This window comes from Methylobacterium sp. WL69 (genome assembly GCF_008039485.1).
In the GTDB taxonomy this organism is placed as follows: Bacteria; Pseudomonadota; Alphaproteobacteria; order Rhizobiales; family Beijerinckiaceae; genus Methylobacterium.
The window spans coordinates 16,407-34,478 of the sequence record NZ_VRUZ01000027.1; the positions used below are offsets into that span (position 1 = coordinate 16,407).

Consider the following 18,072-nt stretch of genomic DNA (forward strand, 5'->3'; position numbering starts at 1 on the left):
TAGACGGGTCTCACTGCCGGAACGGGAATCGGAACTGCGAGAGGAGCGCGCGCGCCTCCGCGTCGGTGCGGGCCGTCGTCTGGATGACGATGTCCATGCCCCAGGTGGCCTCGGCCTTGTCGTACGAGATCTCCGGGAACACGAGGTGCTCCTTGAGGCCGAGGGCGTAGTTGCCGTTGCCGTCGAACGAGCGCGGGTTCAGGCCGCGGAAGTCACGCACGCGGGGAAGCGCGATGGTGATCAGGCGGTCCATGAACTCGTACATGCGCTGGCGGCGAAGGGTCACCTTGCAGCCGATGGGCATGCCTTCGCGGACCTTGAAGGTCGCGATGGCCTTGCGAGCCTTGGTGATGACGGGCTTCTGGCCGGCGATGAGGGCCAGGTCGCCGGCGGCGATGGAGGCCTTCTTCGAATCGGCGGTGGACTCGCCCACACCCATGTTGATGACGATCTTGGAGACCGTCGGAACCTGCATCGGGTTGGCGTAGCCGAACTCTTCGATCAGCTTCTGACGAACGACCTCGTCATAGTGCTTGCGCAGGCGCGGGACGTAATCGTCCTTGTTTGCCTCAGCCATCGATCTGATCCCCCGTGGTCTTGGCGAAGCGAACCTTGCGTCCGTCTTCGAGGATGCGGAAACCCACGCGAGTCGGCTTGCCGTTCGCGTCCTGCAACGCGAGATTCGAGAGCTGGATCGCAGCTTCCTTGGAGACGATACCGCCTTCCTGGTTCTGCGTCTGCTTCTGGTGCTTCTTGACCAGGTTGATCCCACGCACGAAGGCGCGGTCTTCCTTGGGGAGCACCTGGGTGACCTCGCCGGAGCGACCCTTGTCGCGACCGGTGAGAACGACGACCGTGTCGCCCTTCTTGACCTTAGCGGCCATTACAGCACCTCCGGCGCGAGCGAGATGATCTTCATGTGGTTGCGGGCGCGAAGCTCGCGCGGCACCGGTCCGAAGATGCGGGTGCCGATGGGCTCCTTCTGATTGTTGATCAGAACGGCGGCGTTCTTGTCGAAGCGGATCACCGAACCGTCGGGACGCTTCACTTCCTTGGCCGTGCGCACCACGACCGCCTTCATGACGTCGCCCTTCTTCACGCGACCCCGGGGAATCGCTTCCTTGACCGAGACCACGATGATGTCGCCGACGCCGGCATACTTACGCTTCGACCCGCCCAGAACCTTGATGCACATCACACGGCGTGCACCCGAGTTGTCGGCGACGTCCAGATTCGTCTGCATCTGGATCACGGGCAGTGACCTTTCTTTGTTTCAGGCGGGTTTCCGCACGCGGACGGTATTGTCCGGCGGACGACGCCTGAGGGGGATCTGATGTCCCCGGCTCATATGAAGCACCGCGCAATCGGTGCTCTCACACCGGCGCGGTCACCGCGTTCGAAGGATGCGAACACCCTTCTCAACTGTCGCGAAGGCATGCCCACTACACCGGGCGGCGGCGATGCGCAAGGAAAAACGGCCGGGGGATCGTTTCAGGTCCCAGCCGACACGTCGACGGTGCACGCCAGCGCGAGACCGACAGGGAAGAAGCGCGCCGCTTCTTCCGTTTCGAATCCCCGCCCTCCTCGCCGACGCCCACCCCGTTTCGCCAGAAGGCCACCGAGGCGCGCCACACGGGAGTACGGCACGGCGTCGGCGTGCTAGGCGGCGTCCGGAGCCGCAACGGGAACCGCCGTCAATCTGATCTGCAACGCCCCCAGGGCGCGGAAGACCGTATCGAGGCTCGGATTACCCTCCTCGGATAGGGCCTTGTAGAGCCCTTCGCGAGACAGACCCGCATCGCGCGCCACGGCCGTCATGCTGCGTGATCGCGCAACGACGCCGAGAGCCCGCCGGAACTCGGTCGCGTCGCCATCCTCCAGGGCCAAAGCGAGGTAGGCCGCCGCCGCCTCGGGCGTATCGAGATAGTCGGCCACGTCGAAGGCCGTCGTTCCCGTCGTTGCGATGGGGGTCTCGTGCATGGTGGCCTCCTCAAAGGTTCGCCGCCAGAGCCTTGGCCCGGGCGACGTCGCGGACCTGGGAATCCTTGTCCCCGCCACAGAGCAGAACCACGATCCGGCCCTTGGAACGCTCGATGAAGTAAACTCGGTAGCCCGGACCAACGTTGATCTTCATCTCGCTCACACCGCTGCCGACAGGCTCGACACGCCCGGGATTGCCGTGCGCCAGCCGGTCGATCCGCTGCAGGATACGGAGCCGTCCGGCCAAGTCCCGCAGACCTCGAATCCATCGGTCGAACTCGTCGGTCTTCTCGATCCGCATGGTGAAATGTAATCCATGGATTACGGATCTGCCAGATGCAGGGCCCGTCTCAACCTACGACGGGGGGCATGGCGACATCGAACCGAGCTGCCGTCAAACACAAAAAAAACGGGCGCAGAATCCTGCGCCCGTTTCTCAAGGTTGGTCCAGTTGGAACGCTCACGCCTCGGCGGCGGGAGCCTCCGACGTGGCGCCGGAGACCAGCTGCCAGGTCTTGGTCTTCGAGAACGGACGGCACTCCTCGATCGACACGGTCTGGCCGACCTTGGCGACGTTGGTCTCGTCGTGGGCGTGGTAGTTCTTCGAGCGACGGACGGTCTTCTTCATCACCGGGTGGGTGAAGCGACGCTCCACCTTCACGACGATGGTCTTCTCGCCCTTGTCGCTGACGACGACGCCCTGCAATACGCGCTTCGGCATGGTGTACTCCTCAGGCCTGCGCGGACTTCAGCGTCTTCTGACGCTGGAGCGTACGGACGCGGGCGATATCGCGGCGGACTTCACGGACGCGCGCGACGTTCTCGAGCTGGCCGGTGGCGCCCTGGAAGCGCAGGTTGAACTGCTCCTTCTTCAGGCTGAGCAACTCGTCGGTCAGCTGATCGGGCGACAGGGCGGCGAGATCCGACTGTCTCTGTGACGACTTCATGATCCCCTCCCCTCAGTCAGCGATGCGCTGAACGACGCGCGTGCGGATCGGAAGCTTGGCCGCGCCGAGGCGCAGGGCCTCCTTCGCGACGTCTTCGGCCACGCCGTCGACTTCGAACATGATACGACCGGGATGCACGCGGGCAGCCCAGAATTCGGGAGCACCCTTACCGGAGCCCATGCGGACTTCGGTGGGCTTGGCCGTGACCGGAACGTCCGGAAAGATCCGAATCCAGACGCGGCCCTGGCGCTTCATCTCGCGGGTGATCGCGCGGCGGGCCGCCTCGATCTGCCGCGCGGTGATGCGCTCGGGTTCGATGGCCTTCAGGCCGAAGGTCCCGAAGTTGAGGTCGAAGCCGCCCTTGGCCGCACCGTGGATGCGACCCTTGAACTGCTTACGGAACCTGGTCTTCTTGGGTTGCAACATGGCAGCCTCTCAACACCTTTCTAGGGCGACGGGGTCACGAACACGCCGTCAGGCGTGCTCGCGCCGGCCGCGCTCGCGGCCACCCTCGCCATCGCGCTCGCGACGGCCGCCCGAACGGCCACCCTCTTCCTGCGCCTTCTTATCCTGTGCCATCGGGTCGTGCTCGAGGATCTCGCCCTTGAACACCCAGACCTTGATCCCGCACGTCCCGTAGGTCGTGAAGGCGGTGGCGACACCGTAATCGACATCGGCCCGGAGGGTATGCAGGGGCACGCGGCCCTCGCGGTACCACTCCTGACGGGCGATCTCGGCACCGCCGAGACGACCGGAGCAGTTGATCCGGATGCCCTCGGCGCCGAGGCGCATGGCCGACTGCACGGCGCGCTTCATGGCGCGACGGAAGGCGACACGGCGCTCGAGCTGCTGGGCGATCGAGTCGGCCACCAGGGTGGCGTCGATCTCGGGCTTGCGCACCTCGACGATGTTGATGGTCACGTCGGCCTTGGTCAGGGTGCCGACGAGCTTGCGCAGCTTCTCGATGTCCGCGCCCTTCTTGCCGATCACCACGCCCGGACGACCCGAGTGGATGGTGACGCGGCACTTCCGGTGCGGACGCTCGATGACGATCTTCGAGACGGCAGCCTGCTTGAGCTGCTTCATGAGGGCGGCGCGGATGGCGACGTCCTCGTGCATGAGCTTGGCGTATTCACCCTTCTGGGCGAACCAGCGGGAGTCCCAGGTCCGGTTGATACCGAGCCGCAGACCGATCGGATTGACTTTCTGGCCCATCAGGTCCTCCTCACGCCGCTTCGGCGGTCGGGACTTCGCGCACCACGATGGTGAGGTTCGCGAAGGGCTTCAGGATGCGGGCGCCGCGGCCGCGGGCCCGAGCGTGGAAGCGCTTGAGCACGAGGGCCTTGCCGACGAACGCCTGGGCGACGATGAGGTCATCGACGTCCAGATTGTGGTTGTTCTCGGCGTTGGCGATGGCGCTCTCGAGGCACTTCTTGACCTCGCGGGCGATCCGCTTGCGGGAGAATTCGAGATCGGCGAGGGCCGACTCGACCTTCTTGCCGCGAATGAGCTGCGCGACGAGATTGAGCTTCTGCGGGCTGACGCGCAGCATGCGCGCGACGGCCTGAGCCTCGTTCTCGGGGAGCGCGCGGGGAGTGGCGGGCTTGCCCATGTTCAGCGCCTCTTCGACTTCTTGTCGGCCGCGTGACCGTGGAAGGTCCGCGTCGGCGAGAACTCGCCGAACTTGTGGCCGACCATTTCCTCGGACACGTAGACCGGGATGTGCTTCTGCCCGTTGTGCACACCGAAGGTGAGCCCGACGAACTGCGGCAGGATCGTGGAGCGGCGGCTCCAGATCTTGATGACTTCGTTGCGGCTGGATCCGCGCGCGGTCTCAGCCTTCTTGAGGAGGTAGCCGTCGATGAACGGCCCCTTCCAGAGCGAGCGTGCCATGATGGTTACTTCTTGCGGTTGTGACGGCTGGACAGGATGAAGACGTCGGTCCGCTTGTTCGAGCGGGTCTTCTTCCCCTTCGTGGGAACGCCCCAGGGGGTGACCGGGTTACGGCCGCCCGAGGTGCGTCCCTCACCGCCGCCGTGCGGGTGATCGACCGGGTTCATGGCGACGCCGCGGACGTGCGGGCGCTTGCCGAGCCAGCGATTGCGGCCCGCCTTGCCGAGCGAGATGTTCATGTGGTCCGGGTTCGACACCGCGCCGACGCTGGCGAAGCACTGACCGTGGACCAGGCGCTGCTCGCCCGAGTTCAGGCGCAGGGTGACGTAACCCTGGTCGCGCCCGACGATCTGGGCGTAGTTGCCGGCGGAGCGGGCGATGGCGCCGCCCTTGCCGATCTTCAGCTCGACATTGTGCACGATGGTGCCGACGGGCATGTTGCCGACGGGACCGGCATTGCCCGGCTTGATGTCGACCTGCTCGGCCGCGATCACCTTGTCACCCGGCGACAGACGCTGGGGCGCGATGATGTAGCTCTGCGTGCCGTCCGGGAACGCGATCAGCGCGATGAACGCCGTGCGGTTCGGATCGTACTCGATCCGCTCGACGGTGGCGCTCACGCCCATCTGCATGCGACGCTTGAAGTCGACATTGCGCAGGGTGCGCTTGTGACCGCCGCCGCGGAAGCGGACGGTGATGCGGCCGAGGTTGTTGCGGCCGCCGGACGACGACTTGCCCTCGGTGAGCTTCTTGACCGGCTTGCCCTTGTAGAGCTCACGGCGGTCGACGAGCACGAGCTGGCGAAGGCTCGGCGTGACCGGTTTGAATGTCTTCAAGGCCATCGGTGGTAATCCTTAACCCGACTTGTCTCAGAGGCCGGTCGTGACATCGATCGTTTCACCCTCGGCGAGGGTCACGATCGCTTTTTTCACGTCCGAACGCTGTCCGCGAAGCCCGCGGAAAATCTTCTTCTTGCCCTTGGTCACGAGCGTGTTCACGCCCGTCACCTTGACGTCGAACAGCTTCTCGACCGCTTCCTTGATCTGCGGTTTCGTCGCCTTCGGGGCAACCCGGAAAACGACCTTGTTCTGTTCGGTGAGGTTCGTCGCCTTCTCGGTGATGACCGGGGAGACGATGATGTCGTAGTGGCGCGGATCGGCACTCATTTGAAACGCGCCTCCAGCGCATCGATCGCTGCGCGCGTCAGCACGAGCTTGTCGCGGCGCAGGATGTCGTAGACGTTGATGCCCTGGATCGGAAGCACGTCGATCATCGGGATGTTCCGGGCGGCGCGACCGAAGTTTACGTCGACCTCGGACCCGCTGATGAACAGCGCGCTCGACAGACCCATTTTCTCGAAGCGGGCGGCGAGGTTCTTGGTCTTGCCGTCCTCGAGCTTCACGTCGTCGATGACGATGAGGGTGGAGTCCTTCACCTTCGCCGACAGGGCGTGCTTGAGGGCGAGCGCGCGGACCTTCTTGGGCAGGTCGTGGGCATGGGAGCGCACGACCGGACCGAAGGCCCTACCACCGCCGCGGAACTGCGGAGCGGAGGCGGCGCCGTGACGGGCGTTGCCGGTACCCTTCTGCTTGTACAGCTTCTTGCGGGTCCGGTTGACGTCCGAGCGGTTCTTGACCGCATGGGTGCCGGCCTGGCGCTTGGCGAGCTGCCAACGCACCATGCGCTGCAGCAGGTCCACGCGGGGCTCGAGGCCGAAGATGGTCTCGTCGAGCTCGACGGAACCGGCTCCAGCGCCGTCGAGGGTGGTGATATCGAGCTTCATCACGCGTTCTCCTCGGAAGCGGGAGCCTCGGGAGCCGGGGCGTCGGAGACGGGCGCGGCGCCCAGCTCACGGAACTTGCCAGGCTGCGGAACGTCCGCGGGGAGCTTGCGCTTCACCGCGTCGCGGATCTGGATCCAGCCGCCGGCGACGCCGGGAACCGCACCTTCGACCAGGATCAGGCCGCGCTCGACGTCCGTGCGGACGACGCGCAGGTTCTGGGTCGTGACCCGATCGACACCCATGTGACCGGGCATCTTCTTGTTCTTGAAGGTCTTGCCCGGGTCCTGACGGCCGCCGGTCGAACCGATGGAGCGGTGCGACACGGACACGCCGTGGGTGGCGCGCAGACCGCCGAAGTTCCAGCGCTTCATGCCGCCGGCGAACCCCTTACCCGTGGTGGTGCCCGTCACGTCGACGAACTGGCCCGGGATGAAGTGATCGGCGGTGATCTCAGCGCCGACCGGGATCAGCTTGTCCTCGGACACGCGGAACTCGGCGAGCTTCTGCTTGGGCTCGACCTTGGCGACCGCGAACCGGCCGCGCTCGGCAGCCGACACGTTCTTCACCTTGGCCTTGCCGACGCCGACCTGAAGGGCGACGTAGCCGTTCTTCTCGACGGTACGGTGGGCAACCACCTGGCATTGATCGATTTTAAGCACTGTGACCGGGACATGTTCGCCTGCATCCGTAAAGATGCGGGTCATGCCGACCTTCTGTGCGATGACGCCTGAGCGCATAGGTGTCTCCCCTCGCGCGATTTACGGTAAGCTCTAAATCCCCGCGGGACTTAGAGCTTGATCTCCACGTCCACGCCGGCGGCGAGGTCGAGCTTCATCAGCGCGTCCACGGTCTGCGGCGTCGGATCGACGATATCGAGGACGCGCTTGTGGGTGCGCATCTCGAACTGCTCGCGCGACTTCTTGTCGATGTGCGGCGAGCGGTTGACGGTGAACTTCTCGATATGCGTCGGCAGCGGGATCGGACCACGGATGGTGGCGCCGGTGCGCTTGGCCGTCGAGACGATCTCGCGGGTCGATGCATCGAGAATCCGATGATCGAACGCCTTGAGGCGGATGCGAATATTCTGACCGTTCATGACCTGAAACCTTGGCGGGACGAGGATGGGGCGGGCGCGAGGACCCGCCCCTCTGTCGTTCCCTGCAGACGTGACCGTTGACGGAAGACTACTCGTTGATGGCGGCGACGACGCCGGCGCCGACGGTGCGTCCGCCTTCACGGATGGCGAAGCGCAGCTTCTCTTCCATGGCGACGGGCACGATGAGGGTGACGTCCATGGTCACGCTGTCGCCCGGCATCACCATCTCGGTGCCCTCGGGGAGGACGCACACGCCGGTCACGTCCGTGGTGCGGAAGTAGAATTGCGGGCGGTAGTTGGTGAAGAACGGGGTGTGGCGGCCGCCCTCTTCCTTGGTGAGGATGTAGGCCTCGGCCTTGAACTTGGTGTGGGGCTTGACCGAGCCGGGCTTGCACACGACCTGGCCGCGCTCGACGTCCTCGCGCTTGGTGCCGCGCAGGAGCACGCCGACGTTGTCGCCGGCCTGGCCCTGGTCGAGGAGCTTGCGGAACATCTCGACGCCCGTGACCGTGGTGGTCTGGGTGTCGCGGATGCCGACGATCTCCACGGTCTCGCCGACCTTGACGATGCCGCGCTCGACGCGACCCGTCACCACCGTGCCGCGGCCCGAGATCGAGAACACGTCCTCGATGGGCATCAGGAACGGCTTGTCGATGGGACGCTCCGGCTGCGGGATGTAGTCGTCCACGGTCTTCATCAGGGCGATGACGGCGTCGTGGCCGACCTTGGCGTCGCCGTTGTCGAGGGCGACCTTGGCCGAACCCTTGGTGATCGGGATGTCGTCGCCGGGGAAGTCGTACTTGGAGAGGAGCTCGCGCACCTCCATCTCGACGAGCTCGAGGAGCTCCTCGTCGTCGACGAGGTCGACCTTGTTGAGGAACACGACGAGGGCCGGCACGCCGACCTGGCGGGCGAGCAGGATGTGCTCGCGGGTCTGCGGCATCGGGCCGTCGGCAGCCGACACCACCAGGATCGCGCCGTCCATCTGGGCGGCACCCGTGATCATGTTCTTCACGTAGTCGGCGTGGCCGGGGCAGTCGACGTGGGCGTAGTGGCGGTTGGCGGTCTCGTACTCGACGTGGGCCGTCGAGATGGTGATGCCGCGGGCCTTCTCCTCCGGCGCCTTGTCGATCTGGTCGTAGGCCGTGAACGTCGCCCCGCCCGTCTCGGCCAGGACCTTCGTGATCGCCGCCGTCAGCGACGTCTTGCCGTGGTCCACGTGACCGATCGTGCCGATGTTGCAGTGCGGCTTCGTACGAGCGAATTTCTCTTTGGCCATCGTAGCCTCCGTCTATCTCAGTGTTTCAGGTGATGCTGCTGCGGTCCGGAAAAGGCGGGAAGCCTTAAGCGTACTTCGCGACGACCTTCTCGGCCTCGCCGCGCGGCACCTCTTCGTAATGGTCGAACTGCATCGTGAAGTTGGCGCGTCCCTGGGAGAAGGAGCGCAGCTGGTTCACGTAGCCGAACATGTTGGCGAGCGGCACCATCGCGTTGATGACGTTCGCGTTGCCGCGCATGTCCTGGCCCTGGATCTGGCCGCGACGGGAGTTCAGATCGCCGATCACCGAACCGGTATACTCTTCCGGCGAGACGACCTCGACCTTCATCACCGGCTCGAGCAGGACCGATCCACCCTTCTGGAGGGCTTCACGGAGGGCTGCCCGCGACGCGATCTCGAAGGCCAGGGCCGACGAATCGACGTCGTGGTAGGCGCCGTCGATGAGCTCGACCTTGATGTCCACCACGGGGAAGCCCGCAAGGATACCGGCGCCGAGCACCGAGTTGAGGCCCTTCTCGACGCCCGGGATGTACTCCTTGGGCACCGTGCCGCCGATGATCTTCGAGGAGAACTCGAAGCCCTTGCCGGGCTCGTTGGGCTCCACGACGAACTTCACCCGGGCGAACTGACCGGTACCGCCGGTCTGCTTCTTGTGGGTGTAGTCGATCTCGGTGCGCTTCGTGAGTTTCTCACGGTACGCGACCTGCGGCTGGCCGATATTCGCGTCGACCATGTAGGTGCGGCGCAGGATATCGACCTTGATGTCGAGGTGGAGCTCGCCCATCCCGCGAAGGATGGTCTGGCCCGACTCCTGATCCGTCGAGACCCGGAACGAGGGGTCCTCGGCGGCGAGCTTGGCCAGCGCGATGCCGAGCTTCTCCTGATCGGCCTTGGACTTCGGCTCGACGGCGATCTCGATGACGGGCTCGGGGAACTCCATCTTCTCGAGGATCACGGCCTTCTGCGGATCGCAGAGGGTGTCGCCCGTGCGGGTGTCCTTGAGGCCGGCCAGGGCGACGATGTCGCCCGTGAAGGCTTCCTTGACGTCCTCGCGGTTGTTGGCGTGCATGAGAAGCATGCGGCCGACACGCTCCTTCTTGTCGCGCGACGAGTTGATGACGTTGGCGCCGGACTCGGTCTTGCCCGAGTAGACCCGGCAGAACGTGATCGTGCCGACGTGCGGATCGTCCATGATCTTGAAGGCGAGCATGGAGAAGGGATCGCTGTCGGACGGGTGCCGGACGGTCTCTTCCTCGGTCTTGAAGTCGATGCCCTTGATCTCGCCGCGATCGGCGGGGGACGGCAGGTACTCGACCACGGCGTCGAGCAGGGGCTGCACGCCCTTGTTCTTGAAGGCCGAACCGCACAGCACCGGGTGGAAGGCGCGACGCTGGACGGCGGTGCGCACGAGGCGGTGCATGGTCGCGACATCGGGCTCGACGCCGTCGAGGTAGGCCGCCATGGCATCGTCGTCCATCTCGACGCAGGCCTCGACGAGCTTGATGCGGTACTCCGCAGCCTGCTCGGCGAGATCGTCGGGGATCTCGGTCTCGGCGAACTCGGCGCCGAGCTTCTCCGAGGTCCAGACGATGGCCTTCATCTTGATCAGGTCGATGACGCCCTTGAACGAGGTCTCGGCGCCGATGGGCAGCTGCAGGCACACCGGCTTGCCGGCGACGCGGTCGATGATGTCGGCCACGCACTTGAAGAAGTCGGCGCCGATCTTGTCCATCTTGTTGACGAACACGACGCGCGGCACGTCGTACTTGTCGGCTTGGCGCCAGACGGTCTCGGTCTGGGGCTCGACGCCCTGGTTGCCGTCGAGCACGCACACGGCGCCGTCGAGGACGCGGAGCGAGCGCTCCACTTCGATGGTGAAATCCACGTGGCCGGGGGTATCGATGATGTTCAGGCGCTTGTCGCGCCAGAAGCAGGTGGTCGCCGCGGAGGTGATCGTGATGCCACGCTCCTGCTCCTGCGTCATCCAATCCATCGTCGCGGCGCCGTCATGGACTTCGCCGATCTTATGGGACTTGCCGGTGTAGTAGAGGATCCGCTCGGTGGTCGTGGTCTTGCCGGCATCGATGTGAGCCATGATGCCGAAGTTGCGGTAGTCCTCGATCGCGTGCGTGCGGGGCATCGGATTGCTCCTGAAAGGGTCCGGGTCCGCTTACCAGCGGTAGTGCGAGAAGGCGCGGTTGGCTTCCGCCATCCGGTGCGTGTCTTCCCGCTTCTTCACGGCGTTGCCGCGGTTGTTGGCGGCGTCGAGGAGTTCGGCCGAGAGGCGCTCGACCATGGTGCGGTCGTTGCGGCCGCGGGCGGCCTGGATCAGCCAACGGATGGCCAGCGCCTGGCGGCGCTCGGTGCGCACCTCGACGGGGACCTGGTAGGTCGCGCCGCCGACGCGGCGGGAGCGGACCTCGATGGCCGGGGCCACGTTCTCGAGGGCGGCGCGGAACACCTCGATGGGGTTGGCACGGGCGCGGTTCTCGACGATGTCGAACGCGCCGTAGACGATCCCCTCGGCGATGGACTTCTTGCCCTCGTACATGATCGAATTCATGAACTTGGTCAGGACGATATCGCCGTACTTGGCGTCCGGGATGATTTCGCGCTTCTCGGCAGAATGGCGGCGGGACATCGCTCGCTCCGTCTATAATCTAAGATCTTGAAACCACCCCGCGCAGGCCGCCTTGAGCCCATCGGGGCCGGCGACATCCTTGCGGGGTGCGCGAATAGCTTACTTCGGACGCAGTTCTTATTTCGGACGCTTGGCGCCGTACTTGGAGCGGCGCTGCTTACGACCCTTGACGCCCTGCGTGTCGAGCACGCCGCGCAGGATGTGGTAGCGAACGCCGGGAAGATCCTTCACGCGGCCGCCGCGGATCATCACCACGGAGTGCTCCTGAAGGTTGTGACCCTCGCCCGGGATGTAACCGATGACTTCGAAGCCATTGGTCAGACGAACCTTGGCGACCTTGCGGAGCGCCGAGTTCGGCTTCTTGGGCGTCGTCGTGTAGACGCGGGTGCAGACGCCACGCTTCTGCGGGCAGGCGTCGAGCGCCGGCACCTTGTTGCGGCTCTTCTGCGCCTTGCGCGGCTGAGCGATCAGCTGGTTGATCGTCGGCATGCCAATCCTCTCGAAACGCGTCGCCTGCGTCGGCGACCGTCGAAATCCAAATCTCGTTTGGCCCGCCCCGTCGCCGCACGCGCTGTGCGATGAAACGCAAAACCGCGCCCCAGGCTGATTTCAGCCTTTGGCGCGCCGTTGCAAGCAGAGGATCACCTGCATCGAAGCAAGCGATCATGCCGGGCTGACACGTGTTCGTCTGTTGAAGTCGGATGCGTTTAGGAAGCTTGGATCCGAGCGAGACGCTCGTGGATCAGATGCTGCCTACGGCCAGCCGTTCAATGAGGGCCTGATAGAGGTGGATTCGCCCGCCGTCAACCCTTGTGTAAGGAAGCCGTTGGTTTCGCGCTCCTGGTTTTCGCAGTCGGGATCGGGCCGGTCCCCTGCCCTTTCGCCGCGTCGGTGGGCGGGGGGGCGGCCTCCGCCCGGGCGGCGAATCCCCGGGCCCCGGCGAGGAGGGCGACGATTTCGGCCTGGCGGGATGTCCCGGTCTTGCCCATCACGTGCCGGAGCTGGGTCCGCACCGTGGCGAGGGAGGTTCCGGCCGCGGCCGCGATGTGATCGAGGGTCCGGCCCTCGGCCAGACCGCGGGCGACGCGGGCCTCCGCGGGCGTGAGGTCGAACAGGCCGCCGAGGAGGTCGGCATCCGGTGCGGCGCCGCCCGTGAGCGGGGTGACGACCACGAGGGTGTGGGCATTGGCGAAGAGATCGCGCGCCATGCCGCGCATGGGAAGGACGTGGGCGACGGCGGGCGGCCGTTCGTCCAGGGCCGGGAGCGGGATCGACGAGCCGCCGGCGGCCGGGTCCTTTCGCGAGAGGACCGCCTGGAGAAGGGCGTCGGCGGCGGGCTCGTGGAAGCCGAGGCGGCCGAAGGCGCGGGGGATCACCTGGCCCTGGAGGGCGTCCAGGAGGGCGTTGGCCGCCACCACGCGCCCGCTCACGGTGAGGACGGCCGCCGGCAGTCCGATGGTCGCCAGCAGGGCGACGCTCGCGCGGATGCGCTCCAGCTCCAGGCGCGCGGCCATGAGGGCGGCGCGGCCGAGGTGGGGCCGGAGCCTGTCGAGGAACGCCTTGCCGGCCGGACCGATGGGGCCGGCGGCACGGGCCCGCTGGATGTCGAACACGCCGAGATCGCCGCTCGGCAGGAAGATGCCGGTTCCGGCGGCGTGGCCGAGGCCGCGCGGGTGGTAGAACCCGAGATAGTCGGGTTCGCGCAGGAGTTCCTCGGGGGTGTAGATTTCGGCTTCGGTGACCCAGCCGGCCCGCTTCTCGGCGAACATCCGCGCCGGGCGGGTGTTGCGGGCCGGCCAGCCTTCGCGGATCCAGTCCGTGACGATGGGGGCGGCCCCCTCGCACGCCGTCCACCGCGACACCGCCTGGTGGTTGGTCACGAACAGCATGGCGCCGATGCTGCCCGTCCTCCCGGCCATCTGCCCGAGCACCGCCGGCCACAGGTCGGGGATCAGGGCCGCTTCGTAGATCTGATCGACGAGGTCCTCGTCGGCGTGGCTCGGCATCGTCGGCATTCCCGGGTCAGGGCCTGAGTATGGCACGGCGCCGGATAAGGAAAAGGCCGCCCTGCGGCGGCCTTTTCGGATTGCGCGTCGGTGTCCGATGGACTCCCGGGGTCACTCGGCGGCGGGCGGCAGCTCGGCGAGGGGCTTGGCGCCGCTCTCGGCGGCCTTCTGCTGGAGGATCATGGCGTCGCGACGCCGCGCCACGGCGCGGATGTCGGCCGCCATGGAGCCCGTGCCGGCCGGGATGAGCGAGCCGACGATGACGTTCTCCTTCAGGCCCTCGAGGTAGTCGATCTTGCCGTTGACGGCCGCCTCCGTGAGGACGCGGGTGGTCTCCTGGAACGAGGCCGCCGAGATGAACGACTTCGTCTGCAGCGACGCCTTGGTGATGCCGAGCAGCACGGGCACGCCGACGATGGGCTTCTTGCCCTCGGCGAGCAGCTTCTCGTTCATGTCGGCGAGCTCCGTCCGGTCGATCTGGTCACCCGTGAGGATGTCCGAATCGCCGCCATCGGTGATCTCGACCTTCTGCAGCATCTGCCGGACGATGACCTCGATGTGCTTGTCGTTGATGGCCACGCCCTGGAGCCGGTAGACTTCCTGGATCTCGTTGACGAGGTAGGCGGCGAGCTCCTCCACGCCCTTGATCGCCAGGATGTCGTGCGGCGCCGGGTTGCCGTCGACGATGTAGTCGCCGAGCTCCACCACGTCCCCGTCCTGCAGGTGGATGTGCTTGCCCTTGGGGATGAGGTACTCGACGGCGTCCGAGCCGTCGTGCGGGGTCAGGGTCAGGCGACGCTTGTTCTTGTAGTCGCGTCCGAACTGGATGGTGCCGGACTTCTCGGCGATGATCGCCGCATCCTTGGGCCGACGGGCCTCGAACAGCTCCGCCACCCGCGGCAGACCGCCGGTGATGTCGCGGGTCTTGGCCGAGTCGGTGGAGACGCGGGCGAGGATGTCGCCCGCCTTCACCCGCCCGCCCGGATCGTAGCCGATGATGGCGTCGACGGGCAGGAAGTAGCGGGCGTCGGAGCCGCGCGGCAGCTTCATCGGCTTGCCGTCGGCGTCGAGCACCAGCATCGCCGGCTTGAGGTCGGCGGTGCGGGCGGTGCCGCGCCAGTCGATGACCACGCGCTTGGCGATGCCCGTCGACTCGTCGGTGGTCTCCGTGATGGACTGACCGTCGATGAGGTCCTCGTAGGCGACGATGCCGTCCGTCTCGGTGATGATCGGACGGGTGTAGGGGTCCCATTCGGCCACGCGCTGGCCGCGCTTGACCTTGTCGCCCTCGTCCACCCGCAGCTTGGCGCCGTATTGCAGGCGGTGCACCGCGCGCTCGGAGCCGTCAGACCCGACGATGACCACGGCGACGTTGCGGCCCGTGGCGATGAGGTCGCCGTCCGTGTTCCGGGCGAGCGCCCGGTTGCGGATCTTGATGGTGCCCTCGAAGCTCGACTCGATGAACGACGAATCGGCGATCTGCGCCGCACCGCCGATGTGGAAGGTGCGCATGGTGAGCTGGGTGCCCGGCTCGCCGATGGACTGGGCCGCGATGACGCCGACGGCCTCGCCCATGTTGACGGGGGTGCCGCGGGCGAGATCGCGCCCGTAGCAGGTGGCGCAGACGCCGCTGCGGGTCTGGCACACCAGCACCGAACGGATCTTCACCTCCTGGATGCCCGCCGCCTGGATGGCCGGCAGGTGCTTCTCCTCGATGGTCTCGTTGGTCTTGACGATGACCGTGCCGTCCTGGGCGACGAGGTCCTCCGCCGTGGCGCGGCCGAGGATGCGGATGGAGAGCGGGGCCACGACCTGGCCGGCATCGACGATGGCGCGCATGCGGATGCCCGAGGTCGAGCCGCAATCCACCTCGCGGATGACCGCGTCCTGGGCGACGTCGACGAGACGGCGGGTCAGGTAGCCGGAGTTCGCGGTCTTCAGCGCGGTGTCAGCCAAGCCCTTACGGGCGCCGTGGGTCGAGTTAAAGTACTCGAGCACGTCGAGGCCTTCCTTGAAGTTCGAGATGATCGGCGTCTCGATGATCTCGCCCGAGGGCTTGGCCATGAGGCCGCGCATGGCGGCGAGCTGCTTCATCTGCGCCGGCGAACCACGGGCACCGGAATGGCTCATCATGTAGATCGAGTTGATCTGCTTGTCGGCGCCGTTCTCGTCCTTCTGCACCGTGGAGATGCGCAGCATCATCTCGGCGGCGAGCTTGTCCGAGCACTTGGCCCAGGCGTCGACCACCTTGTTGTACTTCTCGCCCTGGGTGATCAGGCCGTCGTTGTACTGCTGCTCGTAGTCCTTCACCAGGGCACGGGTGTCGTCGACGATGGGCCACTTGTTGTCGGGCACCACCATGTCGTCCTTGCCGAACGAGATGCCGGCCTTGAACGCGTGGTTGAAGCCGAGCGCCATGATGCGATCACAGAAGATCACCGACTCCTTCTGACCGCAGTGGCGGTAGACGGTGTCGATCATCGACGAGATCTCCTTCTTGGTCATCAGCTTGTTGACGACGTCGAAGGGGACGTTCTTGTGCAGCGGCAGGGCGCCGGACAGGATCACGCGGCCCGGAGTGGTGTCGTAGGTCTTGGTCAGGGGTTCGCCATCGGGACCGATGCCGTTCCAGCGCCAGCGGATCTTGGTGTGGAGCTTGACGGTCTTGGCCGCGAGCGCGTGCTCGAGCTCGCCGACGTTGCCGAACACGCCCTGCATCGGGTTGGTCTTGCTCGTCGGATCGAACGCGCCGATGGCGCCCTCGGCGACGATGGAGAGGTAGTACAGGCCGAGGACGATGTCCTGCGAGGGCACGATGATCGGCAGGCCGTTGGCGGGGTGCAGGATGTTGTTCGTCGACATCATCAGCACGCGCGCCTCCAACTGAGCCTCCAGGCTCAGGGGGACGTGCACGGCCATCTGATCGCCGTCGAAGTCGGCGTTGAACGCGGCGCAGACCAGCGGGTGGAGCTGGATCGCCTTGCCCTCGATGAGCTTGGGCTCGAACGCCTGGATGCCGAGGCGGTGCAGCGTCGGCGCGCGGTTGAGCATCACCGGGTGCTCGCGGATCACCTCGTCGAGGATGTCCCAGACCTCGGGCTTCTCCTTCTCGACGAGCTTCTTCGCCTGCTTCACCGTCGCGGAAAAACCCTTGGCGTCGAGGCGCGCGTAGATGAACGGCTTGAACAGCTCCAGCGCCATCTTCTTCGGCAGGCCGCACTGGTGCAGCTTCAGCTCGGGGCCGACCACGATGACCGAACGGCCCGAATAGTCGACGCGCTTGCCGAGCAGGTTCTGGCGGAACCGGCCCTGCTTGCCCTTGAGCATGTCGGCGAGCGACTTCAGCGGACGCTTGTTGGCGCCCGTGATGACGCGGCCGCGGCGGCCGTTGTCGAACAGGGCATCGACCGCTTCCTGAAGCATGCGCTTCTCGTTGCGGATGATGATGTCGGGGGCCCGCAGCTCGATCAGCCGCTTGAGGCGGTTGTTGCGGTTGATGACGCGGCGGTAGAGGTCGTTGAGATCGGACGTGGCGAAGCGGCCGCCGTCGAGCGGAACGAGGGGGCGCAGGTCCGGCGGGATGACGGGGACCACGGTGAGGATCATCCACTCGGGCTTGTTGCCCGACATCTGGAAGGCCTCGATGATCTTCAGGCGCTTGAGCAGCTTCTTCGGCTTGAGCTCGGAGGTCGTGGTGGCGATCTCTTCACGCAGCGAATCGGCGATGCCGTCGAGGTCGAGCTCCTGGAGAATGCGCCGGATGGCCTCGGCGCCGATCATGGCGGTGAAGCTGTCCTCGCCGTACTCCTCCTGGGCGCGCAGGTATTCCTCCTCCGACAGGAGCTGACGCTCCTTGAGGGGGGTGAGGCCCGGCTCGATGGTGACGTAGGACTCGAAGTACAGGATCCGCTCGAGGTCCTTGAGGGCCATGTCGAGCAGGAGGCCGATGCGGGACGGCAGCGACTTCAGGAACCAGATGTGGGCGACGGGGGCGGCGAGTTCGATGTGGCCCATGCGGTCGCGCCGCACGCGCGCGAGGGTGACCTCGACGCCGCACTTCTCACAGATGACGCCCTTGTACTTCATGCGCTTGTACTTGCCGCACAGGCACTCGTAGTCCTTGATGGGCCCGAAGATTCGCGCACAGAACAGGCCGTCGCGCTCGGGCTTGAACGTGCGGTAGTTGATCGTCTCGGGCTTCTTGATCTCGCCGAAAGACCACGAGAGGATCTTCTCCGGCGACGAGATCGAAATCTTGATCTGGTCGAAGCTCTGGGGCTGAGCCTGCTGGTTGAAAAGATTCATGACCTCTTGGTTCATGGATCGACTCCTGCTGACGGGGCGCCCCTCCGCCGAGGGGCCACCGCGTGCTGAAAACTGGTCGGCGCCGCGACTGTCTCAGTCGCCGCTGGCCGTCATCATCCGGGAGGCGCTTCCCCTCCCCGCT

At 66.0% G+C, this 18,072-nt stretch carries 22 protein-coding genes; all 22 read right to left on the reverse strand.

Annotated features, from left to right (window positions below; all coding sequences use genetic code 11):
- Positions 1–10 precede the first annotated feature (10 nt).
- A complete protein-coding gene (gene rplE / locus FV218_RS10035) occupies positions 11–577 on the reverse strand; it encodes a 50S ribosomal protein L5 (RefSeq protein ID WP_056091603.1) in 567 nt (188 codons plus the stop codon).
- A complete protein-coding gene (rplX, locus tag FV218_RS10040) occupies positions 570–884 on the reverse strand; it encodes a 50S ribosomal protein L24 (protein ID WP_056091601.1) in 315 nt (104 codons plus the stop codon). The genes rplE and rplX overlap by 8 nt, the downstream gene beginning before the upstream one ends.
- Positions 884–1,252 carry a 50S ribosomal protein L14 gene (rplN, locus tag FV218_RS10045; protein WP_055949294.1) on the reverse strand — a complete coding sequence of 123 codons (369 nt, stop codon included), beginning with the start codon at positions 1,250–1,252 and terminating at the stop codon, positions 884–886. The genes rplX and rplN overlap by 1 nt, the downstream gene beginning before the upstream one ends.
- A 407-nt stretch (positions 1,253–1,659) precedes the next feature.
- The gene (locus tag FV218_RS10050) at positions 1,660–1,980 is read right to left on the reverse strand and encodes an addiction module antidote protein (protein WP_147709609.1); all 321 of its coding nucleotides are present in this window, start codon (positions 1,978–1,980) and stop codon (positions 1,660–1,662) included.
- Positions 1,981–1,990: 10 nt separating this feature from the next.
- Positions 1,991–2,281 (reverse strand): type II toxin-antitoxin system RelE/ParE family toxin, encoded by a 291-nt coding sequence (locus tag FV218_RS10055; protein WP_147709610.1) that lies wholly within the window; start codon positions 2,279–2,281, stop codon positions 1,991–1,993.
- Positions 2,282–2,440: 159 nt separating this feature from the next.
- On the reverse strand, positions 2,441–2,701 hold the full coding sequence (gene rpsQ, locus FV218_RS10060) for a 30S ribosomal protein S17 (protein ID WP_056091596.1): 261 nt from the start codon (positions 2,699–2,701) through the stop codon (positions 2,441–2,443).
- Between the two features lie 10 nt (positions 2,702–2,711).
- Positions 2,712–2,927 (reverse strand): 50S ribosomal protein L29, encoded by a 216-nt coding sequence (gene rpmC, locus FV218_RS10065; RefSeq protein ID WP_056091594.1) that lies wholly within the window; start codon positions 2,925–2,927, stop codon positions 2,712–2,714.
- 12 nt (positions 2,928–2,939) lie between these two features.
- Positions 2,940–3,353, reverse strand: a complete 414-nt coding sequence (rplP, locus tag FV218_RS10070; protein WP_056091591.1) for a 50S ribosomal protein L16 — start codon at positions 3,351–3,353, stop codon at positions 2,940–2,942.
- Between the two features lie 48 nt (positions 3,354–3,401).
- Positions 3,402–4,142: a 30S ribosomal protein S3 gene (rpsC, locus tag FV218_RS10075; protein WP_055949284.1), complete on the reverse strand. Its 741-nt coding sequence runs from the start codon at positions 4,140–4,142 to the stop codon at positions 3,402–3,404.
- Positions 4,143–4,152: 10 nt separating this feature from the next.
- On the reverse strand, positions 4,153–4,539 hold the full coding sequence (gene rplV / locus FV218_RS10080) for a 50S ribosomal protein L22 (RefSeq protein ID WP_056091586.1): 387 nt from the start codon (positions 4,537–4,539) through the stop codon (positions 4,153–4,155).
- 2 nt (positions 4,540–4,541) lie between these two features.
- Entirely contained in the window at positions 4,542–4,820 is a 279-nt protein-coding gene (gene rpsS, locus FV218_RS10085; protein WP_056091583.1) for a 30S ribosomal protein S19, read from the reverse strand.
- 5 nt (positions 4,821–4,825) lie between these two features.
- The gene (gene rplB, locus FV218_RS10090; RefSeq protein ID WP_056091580.1) at positions 4,826–5,662 is read right to left on the reverse strand and encodes a 50S ribosomal protein L2; all 837 of its coding nucleotides are present in this window, start codon (positions 5,660–5,662) and stop codon (positions 4,826–4,828) included.
- 27 nt (positions 5,663–5,689) lie between these two features.
- A complete protein-coding gene (locus FV218_RS10095; RefSeq protein ID WP_056091577.1) occupies positions 5,690–5,986 on the reverse strand; it encodes a 50S ribosomal protein L23 in 297 nt (98 codons plus the stop codon).
- Positions 5,983–6,603 carry a 50S ribosomal protein L4 gene (gene rplD, locus FV218_RS10100; protein ID WP_056091573.1) on the reverse strand — a complete coding sequence of 207 codons (621 nt, stop codon included), beginning with the start codon at positions 6,601–6,603 and terminating at the stop codon, positions 5,983–5,985. The genes FV218_RS10095 and rplD overlap by 4 nt, the downstream gene beginning before the upstream one ends.
- Positions 6,603–7,340, reverse strand: coding sequence for a 50S ribosomal protein L3 (gene rplC / locus FV218_RS10105; protein ID WP_056091572.1), 738 nt, complete (start codon positions 7,338–7,340; stop codon positions 6,603–6,605). The genes rplD and rplC overlap by 1 nt, the downstream gene beginning before the upstream one ends.
- Positions 7,341–7,390: 50 nt before the next feature.
- The gene (rpsJ, locus tag FV218_RS10110; protein WP_018044230.1) at positions 7,391–7,699 is read right to left on the reverse strand and encodes a 30S ribosomal protein S10; all 309 of its coding nucleotides are present in this window, start codon (positions 7,697–7,699) and stop codon (positions 7,391–7,393) included.
- Positions 7,700–7,787: 88 nt separating this feature from the next.
- Positions 7,788–8,978 (reverse strand): elongation factor Tu, encoded by a 1,191-nt coding sequence (tuf, locus tag FV218_RS10115; protein ID WP_147709611.1) that lies wholly within the window; start codon positions 8,976–8,978, stop codon positions 7,788–7,790.
- A 64-nt stretch (positions 8,979–9,042) separates the two neighbouring features.
- Positions 9,043–11,118, reverse strand: a complete 2,076-nt coding sequence (gene fusA / locus FV218_RS10120) for an elongation factor G (RefSeq protein ID WP_056092087.1) — start codon at positions 11,116–11,118, stop codon at positions 9,043–9,045.
- Positions 11,119–11,148: 30 nt separating this feature from the next.
- Positions 11,149–11,619: a 30S ribosomal protein S7 gene (gene rpsG / locus FV218_RS10125; RefSeq protein WP_018044233.1), complete on the reverse strand. Its 471-nt coding sequence runs from the start codon at positions 11,617–11,619 to the stop codon at positions 11,149–11,151.
- A 117-nt stretch (positions 11,620–11,736) separates the two neighbouring features.
- Positions 11,737–12,108: a 30S ribosomal protein S12 gene (rpsL, locus tag FV218_RS10130; protein ID WP_018044234.1), complete on the reverse strand. Its 372-nt coding sequence runs from the start codon at positions 12,106–12,108 to the stop codon at positions 11,737–11,739.
- 314 nt (positions 12,109–12,422) lie between these two features.
- Positions 12,423–13,625 carry a helix-turn-helix transcriptional regulator gene (locus FV218_RS10135; protein WP_147709612.1) on the reverse strand — a complete coding sequence of 401 codons (1,203 nt, stop codon included), beginning with the start codon at positions 13,623–13,625 and terminating at the stop codon, positions 12,423–12,425.
- Between the two features lie 111 nt (positions 13,626–13,736).
- Positions 13,737–17,945, reverse strand: coding sequence for a DNA-directed RNA polymerase subunit beta' (gene rpoC / locus FV218_RS10140; RefSeq protein ID WP_056092081.1), 4,209 nt, complete (start codon positions 17,943–17,945; stop codon positions 13,737–13,739).
- Positions 17,946–18,072: the final 127 nt, after the last annotated feature.